Raw genomic sequence first — 20,097 nt, forward strand, 5'->3', positions numbered from 1 at the left:
TCAGACGTTGACGTCGAAGCCCAGGTCCACGTCGGACGCAGCCTGCCCGCCGCGGATGCCCCAGTTGGAGGTCGGGTGGTCGCGGACGAGGATCGTGACGTGGTCGGCCGGGATGCCGAACGGCTTCAGGTTGCCGATGATCTCGGTGTAGAGCGTGCGCTTCGCGTCGAGCGAGCGGCCGGCGAAGCAGTCGACGGTGACGAGCGTGAAGAACTCGGGCTCGGTCAGCCGCGGGGAGCAGGCGAAGCGGTGCGGCGCGTGGACGAGCAGGCGGACGTCCTTGTCCTGCGGCGGGATCCGGAACGCGGTGACGATCGCTGCGTGCACCGCCTCGATCAGGCCGGCCTCATCGGCTGCGGAGTACTCACGACGGACTTCGATCTGCGCGCTCGGCATGGGCAGGCGTCCTTCCAGAAGGGTCGACTCCCCAGACCTCACCACGAAGCGCCGACTCCGGCGACCGATTTTGTCGGTTTTGTCGGTTTTGTCGGTGCCGTCGGCCACACTCGCACCCCATGAGCACAAGGGTGCCGCGCGGGGCCGCGGTTGTCGTCCAGGCAGGCAAGGTGCTGGTGGTGAAGCGCTACCTGCGGTTCGAGACGTCGGCCGAGTGCGTGATGTGTGAGTACGCCGACGCTCCTGGACCTCAGTGCGACGGTCATCGGTACGCCGTGCTGCCCGGCGGGCACGTGGAGCCGGGCGAGTCGGCCGCGGTCGCTGCGCTGCGTGAGCTCGAGGAGGAGACGACGCTGACCGGCGCGGTCGACCGGTTGTTGTGGACCGGCTCGCACAACGGGCGGCCCGCGTACTACTTCCTGATGACCGGCGTGAGCGGCGTACCGGAATTGTCTGGTGACGAAGCCGCCGAGCATTGCGCGACGAACCACTTCGCCCTGAAATGGGCCGACGCGACGGATCTGGAGGACATCTATCCGGCCGAGCTGTATCAGCAGCTGACGCGGCTACTTCAGGTGAGCGACGACGCGGGTTAGGCCGAGGAGGTCGCCCTGATCTGCGTGCAGCATCTGCTCGTCCGGTTCGTAGCCGCGGCCGACTTTGGCGCAGGTCTGCAGCCAGTGCAACCAGTCCGCCCAGCCGTCGGGCGCGAAGTCGCCGGTGTCGACGGTGACGAGGTCGGTGCGCTCCCAGAGGCTTCGCCACCAGTCAGGCGGCAGCCAGGTGCACAGGTCCGGTCCCCAGCGGTTCGCGAGGTACGGCGGTGGCGTGAAGTCCGGAGCGGTGCGGATACCGGGACTGATGAAGCCGATGGCTCCACCCGGGCGGACGAACTCGGACAGGTACGCGAGGTAGTCCACGCCGGTGCCGAAGTAGTGGTACGACCCGACGCTCACGACCGCGTCGAAGAATCCCCGCGCGAACGGCAGCTTCCGAGCGTCCGACTGGATCGGGTGCACCCGTCCGGCGAGTCCCGCGTCGTCAACGCGTCGCCAGTTCTCGGTCGGGTCGACCCAGAGGTCCGCGGCCCATACGTCGACGTCGTACTCGCGGGCCAGGAAGATCGACGACAGCGCCGTACCGCAGCCGAGGTCGAGCACCCGCATCCCGGGACGCAGCGGCATCACCTGCAGCAGGCTCTCGCTGCACCACAGCGGGTGCGGACCCATCAGGTTGTCGACGACCCACTGCTGGTCGTAGGCGTTCGAGCGGGGATAACGGTCAAGGGTGAGCGCTTCGCGCAGGAGTTCGCTGGACATGCGGTGACGATGCCAGCGTGCTCCGCCGGCTCACAACGGGATTTCGGCGATCATTCGATGCCCCTGCGCCTCGAAGGCTTCGTCGCCGACCTGGTGTGCCCAGACCGCGGTACTGACCGCCTCGCGCAGCCGTGTCCGCTGCCAGGCCTCCGGGTCGCGCGGATCGGATCCGTAGCCGGCGAGGAATGCCGGCTCCAGCGACGGGTCGGAGCGGAACTGCTGCGCGGCCAGCCGGGCGAAGTCGGTGTACGCGGGGCGCAGGTCCGCGCGGCCGAAGTCGATGACGCGGACGGTGCCGTCATCGACGAGCCAGTTGCGCGGCTGCCAGTCGCCGTGGGTCGGCACCAGAGTCGCCGGCGGGGTGGGCCAGGCCCGGATCGTGGAGCGGATGCGTTCGGCGAGGTCCGGTGCGATGCGGTGCGGTTTGCCGAGATCGAGGAGTGTGCCCTCGTTCTCACGGGATTCGTAGGCGGCGTCCGGTACGCCGTACTGCCGGTGAAATGCGGCCAGCAATTCACCGGCCTGCCGATAGATATCAGGTGACCATTCGGACGGTGTGCCTTCGACAAGTTCGCCGGGCAGGAATCGGGTGACGAGGAGCTTGGCGGACTCGTCCGCGTGGACCAGCTCGGCCGCTCTCCCCCGGGTGGTCCACGGCCGCAACCAGTTGCGGTGGGCACGGAGTTCGCGGGTGAGGTGGTGGTCGGCGTCGTCGCCGGCTTTCGCGATGTAGCGCTCCCCGCCGTCTTCCAGCTCCAGGACGAGGGTGCCGATGACACCCCAGCTGTGGTCGCGCACGATCACGGCGGACGGCAGCCACCGGTCGAGAAGTTGTTGCTGTCGCTCGGTGAGGCCCACGCGCAGAGACTAGCGCAGAAAAGTGCCCGAAAAGGTGGACGAATATCCCCGACGGATTTATCCTGGCCGAATGCAGAATTCACAGGAAAATGCACCTTCACCAATTAACTTATCATCAGGAATTGCGGAAAGCAAGTCCGGCGAATTCTGGTCGTTCGGGGACCTGGCGGTCCGGCGGATCGGGTTCGGCGCCAAGCGGCTGGCGGGAGCCGGCGGCGCCGACATGCAGGACCGCGCGGTCGCGCTGCTGCGGCGGGTCGTCGAGCTCGGGGTGAACCACATCGACACCGCGGCGTTCTATCCGAGTCACGGACAGGCCGGCCAGACGCGGTTCGAGAGTCTGGGCTGGGCGAACGAGGTGATCCGCCGCGCGCTCGCGCCGTACCGGGAGGACCTGCTGATCGCCACCAAGGTCGGGCCGACGAAGCACGGGCTGGCGCGGCCGGACGAGTTGCGGGAGCTCGTGGAGGAGGATCTGCGGACCCTCGGCGTGGATTCGCTGGACCTGGTCTACCTGCGGCAGCTGGGGCTGGATTCGATCGCGGAGCATTTCGGGGCCCTGGCCGAGCTGCAGGCGAAAGGCATGATCCGGCACCTCGGCGTGTCGAACGTGCGGGTCGCGCATTTGCACGAGGCGCGAGAGATCGCGCCGGTGGTCGCGGTGCAGAACAGGTACAGCGTTGGTTTCGGGCGGGTGAACGACGAGATCCTGGAGCTGTGCGGTGAGCTCGGGATCGCGTTCGTGCCGTTCTTCGCGGTCACCGCGGAGTCCCGGGAGGCCGGCGGGGTCGCCGGGTCCGACGCGGTGCAGGAGATCGCGGACCGCCGCGGGTCGACCGTCGCGCAGGTGCGCCTGGCGTGGACGCTGAGCCGCGGCGACCACGTGCTCGCGATCCCGGGGACGTCCAGCCCGCATCACCTGGAGGAGAACCTGCGAGCCGCGGACCTCACCCTCTCCCCGGAGGATCTCGCGGTCCTGGACTCGGTCGTCGACTGACACCGCCGGCTCGGGCGTCAGTCGTAGTACCGGCGGACGCTCGAGCCGATCCGGGTCACGTCGGTGCCGTAGATGTGCAGTGAGATCGCGGTCTCGGCGAACGTGTTGTGGACCCGGTGGATGTCGCCCGGCGGCGCGAACGCGCTCACCTCGCCGACGTGGTTGTCGCTCGCGCCGATCAGCCGCAGGTCCGCGTCGAACAGTTCCTCGTGCTCGACACCTTCGAGCACCCCGACCACGCACCAGGTGACGTGGTCGTGGATCCGGGTCAGCTGCCCGGGCCGCCACACCACGGCGATGACGGAGAACGAGCCGTCGGGTTCGACGTGGAGCGTGTGGCTCTGGTGGCCGTCGGGTGATCCGAGGCGCTGTTCGGCGGTCAGGATGTCCGGGCCCGGAAAGTGCTGCCGGAGCGCGGCGCCGACGTCCTGGGCAGTCCGGTTCCAGTCGGCGTGCCGGCCGATGGCGTTTCGCACGCCGCTGAGAAGGTCTGTGAGTTCGGAGGTGGTGGCTGTTGTCGTCATGTCTTGAGCCTGCGCCGGGTCAACCCATAACGTCTAATGCCAACCTTCGTGCTCACTGATAGATGGAATTGATACATGCTCGATGTCACGAGGCTGCGGGTGATCGACGCGGTCGCACGTCACGGCTCGGTGACCGCGGCCGCGCGCGAGCTGCACTACTCCCAGCCGTCCGTCACGCACCACCTGGCGCGTCTCGAGGCCGAGACCGGCGCGCAGCTCCTGCAACGCGTCGGTCGCGGGATCCGGCTGACCGAGGCCGGCAGGCTGCTCGCCGACCGGGCCGCGGAGATCATCGGCCGGATCGACGCCGTCGACGCGGAACTGTCGGCGCACGTCGGCCTGAGCGCCGGCCGGATCCGGCTCGCCGGGTTCTCGTCGGCGATCGGCGCGCTCGTCCCGGCAGCCGTCGCCGGGCTGGCCGCGAAGCATCCCGGGCTGGAGGTGAACCTCGTCGACACGCATCCGCCGGAGGCGTTCGAGCTGCTCCGCACCGGGAAGGTCGACGCGGCCATCGTGTTCCGGTACGACGAGACCGCACCCGAGCCGCGCGGCGTCCGGCTGCATCACCTGGTCGACGACCCGCTGTACGTGCTCGCGAACGGCCCGGCCACGATCGCCGAGCTGCGCGACAGCACCTGGATCGCCGGCTGCGACCGGTGCCGCAGCCACCTGATCGCGCTGTGCGCCGCGGAAGGCTACGAGCCGCGGATCGGGTACACGTCGGACGACATGGTCGTGATGCAGTCGCTCGTCGCGGCCGGGCTCGGGGTGACGACGATGCCGGGACTCGCGCTGCGCACCCACCGGTCCGCCGGCATCACGGCCACCGAACTGCAGGGCTCCCGCCGCCAGGTGTACGTCGCGACCTACGGCGAACCGCCCGATCCGCCGCCGGTCGCCGCCCTCGTCGGTGCTCTCCAGGAGTCGGCCCGGCGGTGACGTACGATCGCGCGATCCGGACGAAAGGACCGACGCGGATGCTGAAGACCGTGTTGTTCGACCTCGACGGGACCTTGGTCGAGGAGCGGGCGGCGGCTGCCGCGGCGGTGGTGGAGTGGGCCGCGGAGTACGGCGTGACGGGTCCCGACGTCGTGGCGCGGTGGACTGCGGTGTCGGAGAAGCACTACCGACGCTTCCAGCGCCGGGAGCTCACCTTTCCCGAGCAGCGGCGGCGCCGGGTGCGGGAGTTCCTCGCGGTCGACGTGAGCGACGCCGAAGCGGACGCGATGTTCGAGGGCTACGTCTGGCGCTACGAGGCGGGATGGACGGTGTACGCCGACGCCGCACCGGGACTGCGCGCGGTCCGCGCCGACGGGCTGCGCGCGGTGGTGCTGACGAACGGCAACGGGGATCACCAGCGGATGAAGCTCGACCGGTTGGGGCTGACCGACGAGATCGACGACCTGATCTCGGGTGACACGCTGCCGGTGGGCAAACCCGACCCGCGGGCGTTCGCGCACGCGCTGGCGCGGCTCGCAGCAGAACCGCAGGACGTGGTGATGGTCGGCGACTCGCTCGAGAACGACATCCGGGGCGCACAGTCCGTGGGGATCCCGGCCGTGCTCGTCGACCGGCACGACGCGCAGCCAGGCGCCGACGTACCGCGGGTGCGGGAGCTGACTCAGGTCCTAGACGTCGTCAGAAGGTGACCTCTTCGGTCTTCTGGACGGCGGCGGTGCGGCCCGGGGCCCGGTGCTCCTGCCAGTAGAGGTTCGTGTGGGCGATGACCTTGTCCGGCGTGGGCGCGCCGTACTCGCTGAGGTCCTCGGTGGTGTGGGCGTCGCCGACCAGCGTCACGTCGTACCCACGGACCATCGCGCCGTGGATCGTGGAGCGGATGCACTCGTCGGTCTGCGCGCCGCTGACGACCAGGTGACCGATGCCGGCGCGGGCCAGGACGTCCTCGAGGTCGGTGGCCTCGAAGCTGTCGGCATACGTCTTGTGGATGAGCGGCTCCGAGCCGTCGCGGGACAGCTCGGGGACGAGCTGCCACTCGTCGCTGTCCTTGGCCAGGTTGTCGCTGGAGTGCTGGACCCAGACGACCGGGACGCCCCCGGCGCGCGCCTTGCCGACGAGGGTGCTGATGTTGGTGACGACCCGGTCGCGCTCGTGCGCCTCCGCGACGACACCGTTCTGGACATCGACCACCAGCAAGGCCGTGTGCGGCCGGTCGGACAGCGTGGACATCTCGGCTCCTCCCTACGAATCGTGTACGGCGAACGCTAGACCCGCCCGCCGACAGTCGTTCATCGTGCCGCCGGTTCGCTCGCGGTGTGCAGGCGGTCGGCGAGCGCGCGGCAGGCGGCCCGGAGCTCCGGGCCGCCGATGATGCGGAACGGCGCGTGGATCGCGGACAGCTGCGCCGCGTACCAGTCGGGTTCGTCGGTGCTGGCGAGCAGCTGGGTGCGGTTCTCGTCGATCGCTTCCAGGCGGCCCATGCTGCGCCGGATCCACTCCGCGGCCTGGTCGAGCGGCGCGTCGATCTCGACCTCGATCGCGTAGCGCCACCCCATCGCCAGGTGTTCCTCGACGGCGGCGAGCGGATCGAGGCCGGCGGGTGCGACGAACTCGGCCGGCTGCGGCTCGACCTTGGTGATCTTGTCGACGCGGAGCACGCGCTGGGCCTCCTTGCCGTGCGACCAGCACAGCAGGTACCAACGGCCGCGGCGTACGACGACCGCCCACGGGTCGACGTCCATCGGCCACTCGTCCTCGTGGCGGCGGTAGTGGATCGTCACGCGCCGCGAGTCCGCGCTGTGCGAGACGAGCGCGGCGGTGATCTCCGGATCGGGCGTGCGCGCACCGGGATCCGGTCCGCGGGCGCTGACCCGGCGGATCGCGTCGGTCGACCGGGCCACGGCCTCGGGCAGCACCCGGACGATCTTCCCGAGCGCGTCCTCGACCGGATCCGCGGCGCCGCGCGGCCCTTCGAGCACCGCCATTACCAGGCCGAGCGCCTCGGTGGGCGTGAACATCAGCGGCGGCAGCCGCAACCCGCGTCCGACCCGGTAGCCGCCGTACGGTCCGCGGACCGACTCGATCGGGATATCGGCCTCGCGCAGGATCGCGACGTACCGGCGGGCCGCGCGCTCCGAGACCCCGAGCTTGTCCCCCAACTGCTCGGCGGTGATGCCGGGACTGTTCTGGATCAGCTCGAGGACCATCAGGGTCCGCGCCGTCGGGCTCACGTCGTACGCCATCAGTCACCATTCCGGAAGAAGGCCGTCCGGATCTGAGCGTAGCCCGTTTTAACTGCTCAGACGGTGAGCGGTTTTTCTGCGACGATCGGGGCATGCGGGCGGATCGGTTGGTGGCGGTGCTGTTGCTGATGCAGGCCCGGGGCCGGGTGACCGCGGCCGACGTGGCGGCGGAGCTGGAGATTTCGGTCGCGACGGCCCGGCGTGATCTCGAGGCGCTGTCGACGGCCGGCATCCCGGTCTATCCACAGCCGGGACGCAACGGCGGCTGGCAGCTGATCGGCGGTGCACGCACCGATCTGAGCGGGCTGACGGCGACCGAGGCGCAGGCTTTGTTCCTGCTGGTCGGCCCCGCGGCGTCGATCGCCCCGGACGCGAAGGCGGCGCTGCGCAAGCTCGTTCGCGCGCTGCCGGACACGTTCCGCGAGCACGCGCAGGCGGCGGCCGAGGCCGTGGTGATCGACCCGGCACATTGGGGCGAGCACGTGAAGGAGCGGCCCGAACTGGTACGCCGCCTGCAGGACGCCGTCGTACGCCGGGAACGCGTCCGGCTGCGCTACTCGGGGCGCGGCCGCGACACGTCGGAGCGGGTGGTGGATCCGCTCGGGCTCGTCGACAAGGACGACGTCTGGTACCTGATCGCGTGGACGGAGAAGGGTCAGCGGACCTTCCGCATCGACCGGGTGGCGGAGGCCGAGCCGACCGGTGCTTCGTTCGAGCGGCCGCCCGGCTTCGACCTGTCGACGGCGTGGGCGGAGATCGTCGAGCGGATGGAGGAACGACGATCGGGGCTGACGGCAACGGTTCTGATGGACGAGCGGTTCGTGTGGGTGATGCAGGACCGGCTCGGCCGCAACTGCGAGGTCGACGGGACCGACGGCGATCGCGTGCGGGTCAGGGTCACCGCGCCGACGCCGCTGATGATCGCGCAGCACCTGGCCGGCTGGGGCGGTTCGATCGAGGTGGTGGGCCCGCCGTCGGTACAGGCGGAGCTCGCGCGACTTGGCCGGGAATTGACGCAGCGCTACGCCGCGGTGGACCAGCTGCATGAGTAAGGTGCGATGGTTCAAAGTGTCCCGATCAAGCCTCAGGAAATATCCGTGACCACATCCCCTCCCCAGCCGCCGCAGAACCCTTACGCAGGTCAGCCGGCCGGCTACGGTCCGCCACCCCAGCAGCAGCAGTTTCCGCAGTACACCGACCCGGGCCAGCAGCCCCAGCAACCCCAGCAACCCGGTCAGGAACAGTACGGCGGCCAGCAGTACCAGCAGCCGTACGGCGGTGAGCAGTACGCAGGCCAGCAGTACCAGCAGGACGCCGGTCAGCAGTACCCGCCGCAGCAGGGTCAGTACCCCGGCCAGCAGTACCAGCAGGACCAGTCGTTCCCGCAGCAGGGCTACGCGCCGCAGGGCCAGATGACCTGCCGGTTCTGCGGCGGCTACCCGGCGGCCGACGCGACCGTCCGCGGCCACCAGGGCATGATCATCCTGATGCGCTGGCTGAAGCTGACCGGCCCGTTCTGCCGTACCTGCGGGATCGCGTCGGTGCGCGACATGACGTCGAAGAGCCTCTGGCAGGGCTGGTGGGGCATCGGTTCGGCGATCATCAACCCGTTCATCATGCTGATGAACATCGGCCCGATGCAGAAGTTCAAGGCTCTCCCCGAGCCCACGCCGGGCCCCGGCCGTCCGATGGACCCGGGCAAGCCGCTGTTCCAGCGCCCGGCGATCGCCATGCTGATCCTGCCGATCGCGCTGATCGCCGCGATCGTGTTCGCGAACCTGAACTCGACCGAGGCCAAGGCCAAGATCGGCGCCTGCGTGGTGAACAAGGGCACGTCGGTCAACCCGGACGTCAAGGTCGTCGACTGCGCTTCGTCGGAGGCCGAGTACAAGATCGTCGACAAGATCGACGACTCGACCGACGACGGCCAGTGCGGCGAGAACGCCGAGGCGTCTTACCGCTACCAGAACGGTTCCACCAAGTACGTGCTCTGCCTGACGCCGGTCAAGTAGTCGCTGCGGGGTCCCGGCAACGGGACCCCGTGTCAGCTGTAGTAGCCGTCAACCGGCACGCGGGCCTCGTCGTACAAAGCCGGGCCTTCCAACGGGACAGCCGGGAAGCCGCCGGTCGTCTTGAGGCCGTCGAGTTGTTCCCCCGACAGCGCGAACACGACCCTGCCCAGGCCGGAGCGCGCAAGGGCGCCCGAGCACATCGGGCAGGGCTGGCAGCTCGTGTACATCGTCGTGCCGGCCGCGACCTCGGGCGTCAGGTGCTGAGCCGCCCAGACCGCCAGCTTCAGCTCCGGATGGAAGCTGATGTTCCCCTCGCTGATCGTGGTGTTGTGGTCCTCGGCGAGGACCGACCCGTCGGGTCCGACCAGCAGCGAGCCGAACGGCGGGTCGCCCGCCTCGCGCGACGCGGCGGCGAGGGCGATCGCGCGGCGCAGGAAGTTCTCTTCTTCAGGGGTCACAGCGTCTCCAGTCATAGGGATGGTCACCGGTGCGCCGCGATCGTCGCCAGCGCCTGCCAGGCCGCTTCCGGCCGCTCGGTCTCGGTGGGGTCGCCGACGAACGGGTCGAGCACGACGCTCTGCGCACCGAGCTCCCGCAGGACGGCGAGGTCCTGCACGACTTGATCGGTCGAGCCTTCGCCGGCCACCCGCTCGTCGTCGCGCAGCGGCTTGTCGGTGAGCCGGAGCAGGATCCGCGGCGCGAACGCCGGCGCCGGCCGGTCGAGCGACGCCGCGGTCGTCCGCAGCCGGTCGAGTCCGACCCGCAGGTCGCCGATCGTCTGCCGCAACGGATGCCATGCGTCGCCGTACCGGACGGTCCGTCGCAACGCCGCCGGGCTCGAGCCGCCGACCCAGATCGGGATGGTCCCGTCGCCGTAGTCGGCGGTGTCGGCCCACGCCCGGCGCACCTCGGCGAGGATCTCGTCGGTCCGGCGGCCGCGCCGCGCGTGCTCCGCGCCGAGCGCCTCGAACTCGCCGCGCGCCCAGCCCGCCCCGACGCCGAGCACCAGCCGGCCGCCGCTCAACGCGTGCAGGTTCGCCGCCATCCTTGCCACCAGCAACGGGTGCCGGTACGGCGCGATCAGCACCGTCGTCCCCAGCCGGACCCGGGACGTGATCCCGGCCAGCCAGCTGAGCGTGGTGAACGGCTCGTAGAACGGCGCCGGGTACTGCTCCGCGACGTCGGGCGTGATCACCACGTGGTCCGACACCATCAGCAGGTCGTAGCCGAGACCCTCCACGACGCCGGCCCAGTCCCGCAGCCGCGCCGGGTTCGTCCCCGGGCCGAAGTTCGGCACATTCACTCCAAGTTCCACGCCCTCAGGCTATCCAGGCGAGTGGCCGCTGCTGAAGAGATTCCTCCCGGCGTACGGCACCATCTGCCGGGGAATCGACGGTAGATTGACCGTATGACCGAGACTCTCGATCCGATCGACTGGACGATCCTGAACGAGCTGCAGGACGACGCCCGGCTGTCGCTCACCGAGCTCGGCCGGCGGGTCAACCTGAGCGCGTCGGCCACCACCGAGCGGGTGCGCCGGCTCGAGTCGATCGGCGTCATCACCGGCTACCGCGCGGAGGTCGACCTGACGAAGGTCGGCTACCCGGTGCTGGCCGTCGTACGGCTGAAGTACCCGGGCAACAAGCACGAGCCGCTGCGCCGGCTGCTGGCCGAGCGCCGCGAGATCCTGGAATGCCTGCGGACCACCGGCGACGACTGCTACACGCTGAAGGTCGCGGCCGCGTCGATGCCGCACCTGGAGGAGCTCGTCAACGAGCTGACCGACTTCGGCAGTACGACGACCAACCTGGTCTACTCGCAGACGCAGCGCTACCGCGGACCGCACAAGCCGGTGAGCGACCAGGCGTGAAGCGGGCCACGCGGATTGCCGGTTGGCGGCTCGAACGTCATACAGTGGCCAGGTGAGGTTGCTCGTCACTGGGGCCACCGGTCTCCTGGGGCGTCAACTGCTGCGTGCCGCCGGCCACGAGGTCGTGCCGGCGTACCACTCGCAGACCGTGCCGGGCGGGGTGAAGCTCGACGTACGGCGCCGGGACGAGGTGCGGGCGGTGATCCGCGATGTCCGGCCGGACGGGATCATCCACACCGCGTACAAGCAGGACGACTGGGCGACGACGACCGACGGGGCGGTGAACGTCGCGCTGGCAGCGGGCGGTGCGCGGCTCGTGTTCGTGTCGAGCGATGCCGTGTTCGGACCGCGGGCCGCCGCCTTCGAGGAGTATGAGCTGCCGTGCCCGACGACGCCGTACGGCGCGGCCAAGGCGGCGGCCGAGACGGCGATCCAGGCGATCCTGCCCAAGGCCGTCATCGCGCGTACGTCGCTCATCATCGGATCCGACGGCCTGTCGGAGGAGGAGCTACGGGTACGCCGGTTGGCGGCCGGCGAGCCCGGCGCGTTCTACACCGCCAACATCCGCTGTCCGGTCCACGTCGCGGATCTGGCGGCGGCGCTGCTCGAACTGCTCTCCTCGGACGTCGCCGGGGTCGCACACGTCGCGGGGCCGGAGGCGCTGAGCCGGCTCGAACTCGGGCGCCGGATCGCGATCCGCGACGGCCTGGATCCGGGCACGCTGCCCTCGGTCCCGGGTGAGCCGTCCGACATCCGGCTCGACAGCCGGCGGACCCAGGAACTACTTCACACCCGCCTCCGGCCGGCCACCGAGTTCCTGAGTCCGGCGAGCCGTCTCAGTCGTTGACGGTCGTGGTGACCGGTGTGCCGAGCTCGACCGTGCGGCTGACCGTGCACAGCCGGTCGTGGGACATCTTCACCGCGCGCGGCAGGGCCTCGCGGGCCTTGTCGCCGTCCTCACCCTCGGGGAAGTCGATGGTGAACTCGACCGCGAGGTTCTCCATCCGGTTGCCCTCCTCGGGGTCCCGGATCTTGTCACCGCGGACCACCGCGCTGAACTCGGTCGGCTCGGACCGGCGGCTGACCACGATGTCGACGTCGATCGCCGAGCAGGTCCCGATCGCAGCCAGCAGCAGTTCGACCGGCGTGAAGTCGGTGTCGGCCCCGCCGGAGCCGACCCGGATGCTCCCGCCGCGGGCGTTCCGCACCTCGTAGCTGCTGTTCACCAGGCGCTCGAAGGTCACCTGCCGGAGTGTGTCTGCCATATGTCGCCGTCCCGTCGCATTCTGTTGCTTGTGGCAACTTCAGAGGTTCTCGAGGGCCTCGCGGACCGGGGTGTCCCCGGCGACGAGCTCGAGCGTCCGGCCGATCGCGGCCGGAGTGTCACAGAGACCGGCCAGCACCAGCGCCACGTCGTCGCGGGTGATCCGGCCGTTGCCGGTCTTGTCGGCGAGGTACACCGTGCCGGTGCCGGGGTCGTCGGTCAGGCCGCCCGGCCGCAGGACCGTCCAGTCCAGGTCGCGCGCCCGGAGGTCCTCCTCGGCGGCCCACTTGGCCTTCAGGTAGATCGTGAACGTCGAGTCGTCGGTGAGTGACTCGGCGCGGTCGGCGCCCATCGAGCCCACCTGGAGGTGCCGCCGGACGCCGGCCTGCTCGGCAGCGTCGGCGAACAGCGCGGCCGCGCCGCGGTCGACGGTGTCCTTGCGCGCGTTGCCGCTGCCGGGCCCGGCGCCGGCCGCGAAGATCGCCACGTCCGCGCCGGACAGCACCTCGGCCACGGCGCCGGCGTCGGCCTGTTCGAGGTCCAGGACGGCGGCCTGCCCGCCGGCGGCGGCGATGTCGGCCTCGTGATCCGGGTTCCGCACCACGCCGACGACCTGGTGCCCGTCGGCGCTCAGCAACCGCGTCAACCGCAGGGCGATCTGACCGTGTCCACCAGCAATCACGACTCGCATACCTGCACACTATCTCTGTGCCACACGCGGCAGCTGTTGACGGGACGAAGATCGCCTATCAGGTTCGTGGCGAGGGGCAACCACTTGTCCTGCTGGCCGGTCAGTCGAACAACCACACGTGGTGGGATCCGATCCTTGCCGATTTCGGAGGACGGCGGCTGATCACCCTGGATTGGCGCGGGACGGGTGACAGCGACAAGCCCGACGAGCCGTACAGCACGCGCGGGTTCGCGCAGGACGTGATCGCCGTACTCGACGCCCTCGGCCTGGACCGCGCAGACATCTACGGGACCTCGATGGGCGGCCGTGTCGCGCAGTGGCTCGCCATCGATGCGCCGGATCGGGTCGGCAAGCTGGTTCTCGGCTGCACGTCACCAGGCGCCGAGCACGGGTACGAACGCAGCCAGGAGATCCGTAAGGCGCTGGCCGACCCGGCGCGCAGCGACCGTGTCCTGCTCGAGCTCATGTACACACCGGAGTGGCTCGCCCACAACCCCGGCCCGTACTACGTGCTCGGTGACACGGGCATGCCGCCGTACGCCAAAGGCCGTCATCTGGTGGCCAGCAACCGGCATGACGCGTGGGACGGGCTGCCGAGCATCACGGCGCCCACGCTGATCCTGCACGGCACGTACGACGTCTTCAGCCCGGTCGCGAACGCGCAACTGCTCGCCAACCGGATCCCGGGCGCACGGGCCGAGCTGATCCCTGGCGCGCGGCACGCCTACTTCCACGAGTCCCGGTCGGTGGCGAGTCCCGCCGTTCTAGCCTTCCTCGCCGCGCAGGACCGGGCGTAGCGCGTCGAGCACCGCGGCGTCCTCGATCGTCGACGGGACCGGCTCGTCGCGGCCGTCCGCGATCCCGCGCATCGTCCGGCGCAGGATCTTGCCCGAGCGGGTCTTCGGCAGCGCGTCGACCACCGACACGTCCCGGAACGCGGCGACCGGCCCGATCTCCCGGCGTACGGCGGCCACGAGCTCGTCGCGCAGCACGTCCTCGGGCACCGTCGCACCGGCCTTCAGCACGACGAACGCGCGCGGCAGCTGACCCTTCAGCGGGTCGTGCACGCCGATCACCGCGCACTCGGCCACCGCCGGGTTCGCCGCCACGACGGCCTCGATCGAACCGGTCGACAACCGGTGGCCGGCTACGTTGATGACGTCGTCGGTGCGGCCCATCACGAAGATGTAGCCGTCGTCGTCGATGAACCCGCCGTCGCCGGTCAGGTAGTAGCCGTCGTACTCCTTCAGGTAGCTGTCGATGTAGCGCTGGTCGTCGCCCCACAGCGTCGGCAGCGCGCCGGGCGGCAGTGGCAGCTTGATCGCGATCGCGCCTTCCTCGTGCGGCAGCAGCTCCTTGCCGTAGGCGTCGAGGATCTGCACGTTCCAGCCCGGCATCGGCACGGTCGCCGATCCCGGCTTGGTCGGCAGCGGCTCCAGCCCGCGCGGGTTCGCGGCGATCGGCCAGCCGGTCTCGGTCTGCCACCAGTGGTCGACCACCGGTACGCCGAGGTGCTGGTGCGCCCAGTGGTACGTCTCCGGGTCGAGCCGCTCCCCCGCCAGGAACAGCGTCCGGAACCCGTCGATCGGGTACTTCGCCAGCTCGGCGGCCTCCGGGTCGACCTTCTTGATCGCCCGGAAGGCGGTCGGCGCGGTGAACAGCGCCTTCGCTCCGTGCTCGGAGATGACCCGCCAGAACGCGCCCGCGTCCGGCGTACCGACGGGCTTGCCTTCGTACAGGATCGTGGTCGCGCCGACCAGTAGCGGTGCGTAGACGATGTACGAGTGCCCGACGACCCAGCCGACGTCGGAGGCGGTCCACCACACGTCGCCCGGGCCGATGTCGTACACGTTGCGCATCGTCCAGGCCAGTGCGACCGCGTGACCGCCGTTGTCGCGGACGACACCTTTCGGCCTGCCCGTCGTACCGGAGGTGTAGAGGATGTAGAGCGGGTCGGTGGCCGCGACCTGCACAGGCCCGGTCGGCTGGGCCTTTGCGGTGAGCGCGGTCCAGTCGATGTCGCGCTCACCGAGCTCGGCCGGGGCCTGCTCGCGCTGGAACACGATCGTGTGCTCCGGCTGGTGGGAGGAGATCGTCAGCGCTTGGTCGATGATCGGCTTGTACTCGACCACCCGGGTCGGCTCGATGCCGCACGACGCCGCGACGATCACGCGAGGGCCGGCGTCCTCGATCCGGGCCGCCAGCTCGCGTGGCGCGAAGCCGCCGAACACCACCGAGTGGATCGCACCGAGGCGAGCGCAGGCCAGCATCGCGACGACTGCTTCCGGGATCATCGGCATGTAGACGATCACGCGGTCGCCCTTGCCGACCCCGAGCGACGCGAGCGCGCCGGCGAACTCCGCCACCTCGTCCCGCAGCTGCGCGTAGGTGTACGTGCGGCCGCTCCCGGTGACGGGCGAGTCGTAGATCAGGGCGGTCCGCTGTCCGTCACCGGCCTCGACGTGCCGGTCGAGGGCGTTGTACGACGTGTTCAGCTCGCCGTCGGGAAACCAGCGGAAGATGGGGGCGTGGGCGGCGTCGATCGCGCGGGTCGGCGGCCGCGTCCAGGTGATCGCCTCCGCGGCTTGGAGCCAGAATCCGTGCGGGTCGTCCAGGCTCCGCCGGTAGCTCTCCTCGTACGCGCCCATCCCAGCCATTGCCTGGCCTCCCAACCGTCGGCTGGTTCCCATCGTGGCAGGGTTGGGGCATGACAGTAAGCCTCGACGACGTCCAGCGTGCCGCGGCACGGATCGCCGGGCGGGTACGGCGTACCCCGGTGATCCCGGTGGCGCCCGGCCTCACGTTCAAGCTCGAACTGCTCCAGCACACCGGCTCGTTCAAGCCGCGCGGCGCGTTCAACCGCCTGCTGACCGCGAAGGACAGCGGCGAGCTGACCGGCCGGGGCATCGTCGCGGCCTCCGGCGGCAACCACGGGCTGGCCGCGGCGTACGCGGCCCGCGAACTCGGCGTACCTGCCCGGATCTTCGTGCCGGAAACGACGCCGGCCGCGAAGCTCGGCAAGTTGCGCACGCTCGAGGCGGACATCGTGCAGGTCGGATCCGAGTACGCCGAGGCGTACCAGGCGGCGCTCGCCGAGCGGGAGGAGACGGGCGCACTGCTGGTGCACGCCTACGACCAGCCCGAGATCGTCGCCGGCCAGGGCACCGTCGGCCTCGAACTGCTCGAGCAGGCCGGCGGCTTCGACACGGTCCTGGTCGCCGTCGGCGGCGGTGGCCTGATCGCCGGCATCGCCACCGCGATCGGCGCCAACGCCCAGGTCATCGGCGTCGAGCCGGCGCAAGCACCCACGATGCACCGCGCCCTGCGTGCAGGGCAGCCCGCGGATGGATCGGTCGGCGGGGTCGCGGCCGACTCGCTCGGAGCCCGCCGCTTGGGCGATCTCGCGTTCGAGGCGGTTCAGGACCATCACGTGCAGTCCGTCCTGGTGGAAGACGACGCGATCATTGCCGCCCGCAAAGAGCTCTGGCACACGTACCACCTGGCAACCGAGCACGGCGGCGCCACGGCGTACGCGGCCTTGACCTCAGGTGCCTACGAACCAGCGGCCGACGAGCGGGTCGTCGTCGTGGTCTGCGGGGCCAACACGGACCCGAGCACGCTTATTTGACGCGCTGCTGCTTGTCGTCCGCCAGCACCCAGGCCGCGAGCACCCCGGCGATACCGCCGAACAGGTGGCCCTGCCAGGAGATCCCGTCCTGCGGCAGCAGCCCGCCGAGCAGCGCGCTGCCCCACACCATCACGACGAGGATGCCCAGCAGCACCTGACCGAGCCGCCGGTTGAACAGTCCGCGGAGGATCAGGTACGACGCGTACCCGAAGACCAGGCCGCTGGCGCCGATCGTGATCGTGTTCGGCGGTGAGATCAGCCAGGTGCCGAAGCCGCCGATCACGGTGACGATCGCGGTCACCGCGAACAGCCGGGCCGCGCCGCTGACCGCGATCAGCGCGCCGAGGGTGACCAGCGGCAGCGTGTTCGAGATCAGGTGCCCGAACCCGAGGTGCAGGAACGGCGCGGTGAGGATGCCGACCAGGCCGCGCGGCTCACGGGAGATGATCCCGTACTGGTCCAGAGCGCCGTTCATCGCCGTGTCGACGACCTCGGACAGCCACATCAGCCCCACCAGCGCCACGAGCAACTTCAGCCCGCTACCGATCTTGGCGGTGTCCACACTCCGCCCAGATCGCTTCGCCGGGGTCTGAAAGCTCATGTCTCTACGATGCCGTACTCCCCCAAGTCTCAGCCCGAGACAGGCGCGGCGACAGCGGACAGTGATATCTGTGATACTGCGAGTGGCACTCGTCGGAGTGAGGGGGAACGATGCCGATCGCTGTCTATGTCCTTGGGCTGAGCATCTTCGCGCAGGGCACGTCCGAGCTGATGCTCGCCGGACTGCTGCCCGAACTCGCGAGCGACCTGCACGTCTCCATCCCCCGGGCCGGGTTGCTGATCTCGGCGTTCGCGCTCGGCATGCTCGTCGGCGCGCCGGTCCTCGCGGTCGCCACGCTCACCTGGTCCCGCCGTACGGCGTTGCTCGTCTTCCTCGGGGTCTTCGCGCTCACCCACGTCGCCGGCGCGCTGACCTCGAGCTACGCGGTGCTGCTCGCGACCCGCATCGCCGGCGCGTTCGTGTACGCCGGGTTCTGGTCCGTCGCCGCGGTGACCGTCGTGAACCTCGTACCGGCGACCAGCCGCGCCCGCGCGATGAGCGTCGTGACAGGCGGCCTGACGATCGCGACCATCGTCGGGCTCCCGCTGGGCACTGTCCTGGGTCAGCATCTGGGGTGGCAATCCGCGTTCTGGACCGTCGCCGGCCTGTGCGTCCTCGCGATGTCCGGCGTGCTGGCCACCGTCCCGGCCGACCGGCTCGATCCCGCGACCGCACCCCGGCTCGCCGACGAACTCCGGGTCCTGCGCAACGCACGACTCTGGCTGGCCTTCGCCACGACAGCCCTGGTGACCGCCACGATCCTCGTCGTCTTCAGCTACCTGGCGCCGCTGCTCACCCGGACCACCGGCCTGCCGGACGGCGCGGTCCCCGCCGTCCTCGCCCTGTACGGCCTCGGCTCCTTCATCGGGATCACCATCGGCGGCCGATTCGCCGATGCGCTGCCGTTCCACACGTTGTTCATCAGCATCACAGGGCTGATCCTGCTGTCCGCCGTACTGGCGCTGGCCGCCGGCGTCCCGGCCGCGGCCATCACGGTGACCGCGCTGCTCGGCGGCTTCGGATTCGCCGCCAACCCGGCGCTGAACGCCCGGGTGTTCGGCCTGGCCGGTGACGCGCCGACGCTCGCGACCGCGACCAACTTCTCCGCGTTCAACGTGGGCATCACGGCCGGGCCGTGGCTCGGCGGCCTGGCCATCGACGCCGGTGCGGGCTACCCCGCACTCGGCTGGATCGCGGTCGCCACCGGAGCCCTGGCCCTGGTGACCGTGGTGGTCGCGGCGAACCTGCCGGTCAGTTCACCGGCCCCTGTTGATCGAGGTGCGACGGGTCGAAATCGGCGTGCCGGTTGAACACGTACTTGTTGAGCAGCCACGTGAGTGCCCACAACCCGACGCCGACCAGCATCAGCCAACCGGCGATCTTGTAGTCAGCCGACGCCCGCCCCGACAACGGGCTCGCCAGGTAGACGCACAGCACGGCGCCCAGCACTGGCAGCGCGGTCGGCGCATGGAAGCGCTTGTGCTCGACCGGGTCCCGGCGCAACACCAGCACCGCGACATTCACGATCGCGAAGACGCACAGCAGCAGGAACGCCGTCGTCCCGCCGAGCGCCGCGAGGTCGGCGTACCCGATCAGGGCGAAGGAGAGCAGCGTGGTGAACAGGATCGCGATGTACGGCGTCCGGCGGCGGCGCAGCACCCGGCCGAGCGGACCGGGCAGCACCTGCTCGTGCGACATCCCGTACAGCAGCCGGCTGGCCATCAGCATGTTGATCAGCGCCGAGTTCGCGACCGCGAACATCGTGATCCACGCGAACACTTCGAGCGGGAACCCGGGCGCACCGGCCTGGACGACCTTCAGCAGCGGCGTGGCGCCCTTGTTCAGCTCGTCCGGCGAGACCAGCGCGACCGCTGAGATCGCGACCAGCACGTAGATCACACCGGTGATGCACAGGCCGATCAGCATCATCCGCGGGAAGATCCGGACCGGGTCCTTGGTCTCCTCGGCCATGTTCACCGAGTCCTCGAACCCGACCATCGCGAAGAACGCCAGCGCGGTCGCGGCGGTCACCGCGCCGAACCCCGACTCACCCTCGGGGACGTGGAACTCGGTCAGCCGGGAGGTGTCTCCGTCGCCGCCGATCAGCGCCCAGGCGCCGATCCCGATCACGATCAGCAGACCGCTGAGCTCGACGCAGGTCAGGACCACGTTCGCCTTCACGCTCTCGCCGACGCCGCGCAGGTTCACCAGCGCGATCAGGGTCATGAACGCGAGCGCGGTGATCATCAGCAGCGCCCCGCGGTCGGGGTCGATGTGCGCCGCGGAGAAGAAGTTCGCCGCGAACGCCTTCGACGCACTGGACGCCGAGGTCAGGCCCGAGCACATCACCGCGAACGTCAGCAGGAAGGTCAGGAAATGGATGCCGAACGCCTTGTGCGTGTAGACCGCGGCGCCGCCGGCCTTGGGGTACTTCGTGACGAGCTCCAGGTAGCTGGTCGCGGTCAGCAGCGCGACCACGAACGCGCACAGGAACGGCAGCCACACCGCGCCGCCGACCTCGCCGGCCACCTTGCCGGTCAGCGCGTAGACGCCGGTGCCGAGGATGTCGCCGACCACGAACAACAGCAGGAGCCCGGGCCCCATCACCCGCTTCAGCTCGGGACGCTCGCCGGCCTTCGGCTCGGCGGCAGCGGTACCGTCACTCATTGTGCCTCCCTGGATCCGGTGCGTCAGTGGACCATATCCGGGGGTGCAGGGCGAGGCCATGACCGGAAGG

At 70.1% G+C, this 20,097-nt stretch carries 24 protein-coding genes; 11 read left to right on the plus strand and 13 right to left on the minus strand.

Features of this window, described 5'->3' with window-relative positions; genetic code table 11:
• Positions 1 to 504, minus strand: a complete 504-nt coding sequence (locus tag AB0I12_RS12130; RefSeq protein WP_359928277.1) for a tautomerase family protein — start codon at positions 502 to 504, stop codon at positions 1 to 3.
• An 11-nt stretch (positions 505 to 515) separates the two neighbouring features.
• Here AB0I12_RS12130 and AB0I12_RS12135 point away from each other — a divergent pair, with 11 nt between their 5' ends.
• Complete coding sequence (locus AB0I12_RS12135; protein WP_359928280.1) at positions 516 to 992, plus strand: NUDIX domain-containing protein; 477 nt, start codon at positions 516 to 518, stop codon at positions 990 to 992.
• Here AB0I12_RS12135 and AB0I12_RS12140 read toward each other — a convergent pair.
• Positions 963 to 1,715 (minus strand): methyltransferase domain-containing protein, encoded by a 753-nt coding sequence (locus AB0I12_RS12140; protein WP_359928283.1) that lies wholly within the window; start codon positions 1,713 to 1,715, stop codon positions 963 to 965. The two genes, AB0I12_RS12135 and AB0I12_RS12140, sit on opposite strands and share 30 nt — an antisense overlap.
• Positions 1,716 to 1,745: 30 nt before the next feature.
• Positions 1,746 to 2,573, minus strand: a complete 828-nt coding sequence (locus tag AB0I12_RS12145) for an aminoglycoside phosphotransferase family protein (RefSeq protein WP_359928285.1) — start codon at positions 2,571 to 2,573, stop codon at positions 1,746 to 1,748.
• Positions 2,574 to 2,643: 70 nt separating this feature from the next.
• Between AB0I12_RS12145 and AB0I12_RS12150 the strand changes: the two genes are divergently transcribed.
• Positions 2,644 to 3,570 carry an aldo/keto reductase gene (locus tag AB0I12_RS12150; protein WP_359928287.1) on the plus strand — a complete coding sequence of 309 codons (927 nt, stop codon included), beginning with the start codon at positions 2,644 to 2,646 and terminating at the stop codon, positions 3,568 to 3,570.
• A 17-nt stretch (positions 3,571 to 3,587) separates the two neighbouring features.
• On the opposite strand, the gene AB0I12_RS12155 is transcribed toward AB0I12_RS12150, so the two are convergent.
• A complete protein-coding gene (locus tag AB0I12_RS12155) occupies positions 3,588 to 4,094 on the minus strand; it encodes a cysteine dioxygenase family protein (RefSeq protein ID WP_359928290.1) in 507 nt (168 codons plus the stop codon).
• 75 nt (positions 4,095 to 4,169) lie between these two features.
• On the opposite strand from AB0I12_RS12155, the gene AB0I12_RS12160 reads away from it, so the two are divergent.
• Together AB0I12_RS12160 and AB0I12_RS12165 are read left to right on the plus strand one after the other, a co-directional pair.
• Entirely contained in the window at positions 4,170 to 5,033 is an 864-nt protein-coding gene (locus tag AB0I12_RS12160; protein WP_359928293.1) for a LysR family transcriptional regulator, read from the plus strand.
• Between the two features lie 38 nt (positions 5,034 to 5,071).
• Positions 5,072 to 5,743 (plus strand): HAD family hydrolase, encoded by a 672-nt coding sequence (locus tag AB0I12_RS12165; RefSeq protein WP_359928296.1) that lies wholly within the window; start codon positions 5,072 to 5,074, stop codon positions 5,741 to 5,743.
• Here AB0I12_RS12165 and AB0I12_RS12170 read toward each other — a convergent pair.
• A complete protein-coding gene (locus AB0I12_RS12170) occupies positions 5,733 to 6,281 on the minus strand; it encodes an isochorismatase family protein (protein WP_359928299.1) in 549 nt (182 codons plus the stop codon). The two genes, AB0I12_RS12165 and AB0I12_RS12170, sit on opposite strands and share 11 nt — an antisense overlap.
• 59 nt (positions 6,282 to 6,340) lie before the next feature.
• A complete protein-coding gene (locus tag AB0I12_RS12175) occupies positions 6,341 to 7,294 on the minus strand; it encodes a WYL domain-containing protein (RefSeq protein WP_359928301.1) in 954 nt (317 codons plus the stop codon).
• Between the two features lie 92 nt (positions 7,295 to 7,386).
• On the opposite strand from AB0I12_RS12175, the gene AB0I12_RS12180 reads away from it, so the two are divergent.
• On the plus strand, positions 7,387 to 8,346 hold the full coding sequence (locus AB0I12_RS12180; protein WP_359928304.1) for a WYL domain-containing protein: 960 nt from the start codon (positions 7,387 to 7,389) through the stop codon (positions 8,344 to 8,346).
• Positions 8,347 to 8,391: 45 nt separating this feature from the next.
• Positions 8,392 to 9,306 (plus strand): toxin-antitoxin system, toxin component, encoded by a 915-nt coding sequence (locus tag AB0I12_RS12185; protein WP_359928307.1) that lies wholly within the window; start codon positions 8,392 to 8,394, stop codon positions 9,304 to 9,306.
• 32 nt (positions 9,307 to 9,338) lie between these two features.
• Here AB0I12_RS12185 and AB0I12_RS12190 read toward each other — a convergent pair whose 3' ends face one another.
• Positions 9,339 to 9,764 carry a nucleoside deaminase gene (locus AB0I12_RS12190; RefSeq protein WP_359928310.1) on the minus strand — a complete coding sequence of 142 codons (426 nt, stop codon included), beginning with the start codon at positions 9,762 to 9,764 and terminating at the stop codon, positions 9,339 to 9,341.
• A 23-nt stretch (positions 9,765 to 9,787) separates the two neighbouring features.
• Positions 9,788 to 10,621: an LLM class flavin-dependent oxidoreductase gene (locus tag AB0I12_RS12195; protein WP_359928313.1), complete on the minus strand. Its 834-nt coding sequence runs from the start codon at positions 10,619 to 10,621 to the stop codon at positions 9,788 to 9,790.
• A 93-nt stretch (positions 10,622 to 10,714) separates the two neighbouring features.
• On the opposite strand from AB0I12_RS12195, the gene AB0I12_RS12200 reads away from it, so the two are divergent.
• Complete coding sequence (locus AB0I12_RS12200) at positions 10,715 to 11,176, plus strand: Lrp/AsnC family transcriptional regulator (protein WP_359928316.1); 462 nt, start codon at positions 10,715 to 10,717, stop codon at positions 11,174 to 11,176.
• A 52-nt stretch (positions 11,177 to 11,228) separates the two neighbouring features.
• On the plus strand, positions 11,229 to 12,023 hold the full coding sequence (locus AB0I12_RS12205) for a sugar nucleotide-binding protein (protein ID WP_359928319.1): 795 nt from the start codon (positions 11,229 to 11,231) through the stop codon (positions 12,021 to 12,023).
• On the opposite strand, the gene AB0I12_RS12210 is transcribed toward AB0I12_RS12205, so the two are convergent.
• Positions 12,013 to 12,420 (minus strand): OsmC family protein, encoded by a 408-nt coding sequence (locus tag AB0I12_RS12210; RefSeq protein WP_359928321.1) that lies wholly within the window; start codon positions 12,418 to 12,420, stop codon positions 12,013 to 12,015. The genes AB0I12_RS12205 and AB0I12_RS12210 overlap by 11 nt on opposite strands.
• A 60-nt stretch (positions 12,421 to 12,480) precedes the next feature.
• Positions 12,481 to 13,131, minus strand: a complete 651-nt coding sequence (locus AB0I12_RS12215) for an SDR family oxidoreductase (protein ID WP_359928324.1) — start codon at positions 13,129 to 13,131, stop codon at positions 12,481 to 12,483.
• Positions 13,132 to 13,148: 17 nt separating this feature from the next.
• On the opposite strand from AB0I12_RS12215, the gene AB0I12_RS12220 reads away from it, so the two are divergent.
• On the plus strand, positions 13,149 to 13,928 hold the full coding sequence (locus AB0I12_RS12220) for an alpha/beta fold hydrolase (RefSeq protein ID WP_359928327.1): 780 nt from the start codon (positions 13,149 to 13,151) through the stop codon (positions 13,926 to 13,928).
• Here AB0I12_RS12220 and AB0I12_RS12225 read toward each other — a convergent pair.
• A complete protein-coding gene (locus tag AB0I12_RS12225; protein ID WP_359928330.1) occupies positions 13,896 to 15,788 on the minus strand; it encodes a propionyl-CoA synthetase in 1,893 nt (630 codons plus the stop codon). The two genes, AB0I12_RS12220 and AB0I12_RS12225, sit on opposite strands and share 33 nt — an antisense overlap.
• Positions 15,789 to 15,838: 50 nt before the next feature.
• Here AB0I12_RS12225 and AB0I12_RS12230 point away from each other — a divergent pair, with 50 nt between their 5' ends.
• A complete protein-coding gene (locus AB0I12_RS12230) occupies positions 15,839 to 16,759 on the plus strand; it encodes a threonine/serine dehydratase (protein ID WP_359928333.1) in 921 nt (306 codons plus the stop codon).
• Here the strand turns inward: AB0I12_RS12230 and AB0I12_RS12235 are convergent.
• Entirely contained in the window at positions 16,752 to 17,360 is a 609-nt protein-coding gene (locus AB0I12_RS12235; protein WP_355700561.1) for a rhomboid family intramembrane serine protease, read from the minus strand. The genes AB0I12_RS12230 and AB0I12_RS12235 overlap by 8 nt on opposite strands.
• A 110-nt stretch (positions 17,361 to 17,470) precedes the next feature.
• On the opposite strand from AB0I12_RS12235, the gene AB0I12_RS12240 reads away from it, so the two are divergent.
• Positions 17,471 to 18,670, plus strand: a complete 1,200-nt coding sequence (locus tag AB0I12_RS12240; protein WP_359928337.1) for a Cmx/CmrA family chloramphenicol efflux MFS transporter — start codon at positions 17,471 to 17,473, stop codon at positions 18,668 to 18,670.
• Here AB0I12_RS12240 and AB0I12_RS12245 read toward each other — a convergent pair.
• On the minus strand, positions 18,612 to 20,027 hold the full coding sequence (locus AB0I12_RS12245; protein ID WP_359928340.1) for an APC family permease: 1,416 nt from the start codon (positions 20,025 to 20,027) through the stop codon (positions 18,612 to 18,614). The genes AB0I12_RS12240 and AB0I12_RS12245 overlap by 59 nt on opposite strands.
• Between the last annotated feature and the right edge of the window lie 70 nt (positions 20,028 to 20,097).

It is taken from the genome of Kribbella sp. NPDC050459 (genome assembly GCF_040655315.1).
Classification (GTDB): domain Bacteria; phylum Actinomycetota; class Actinomycetes; order Propionibacteriales; family Kribbellaceae; genus Kribbella.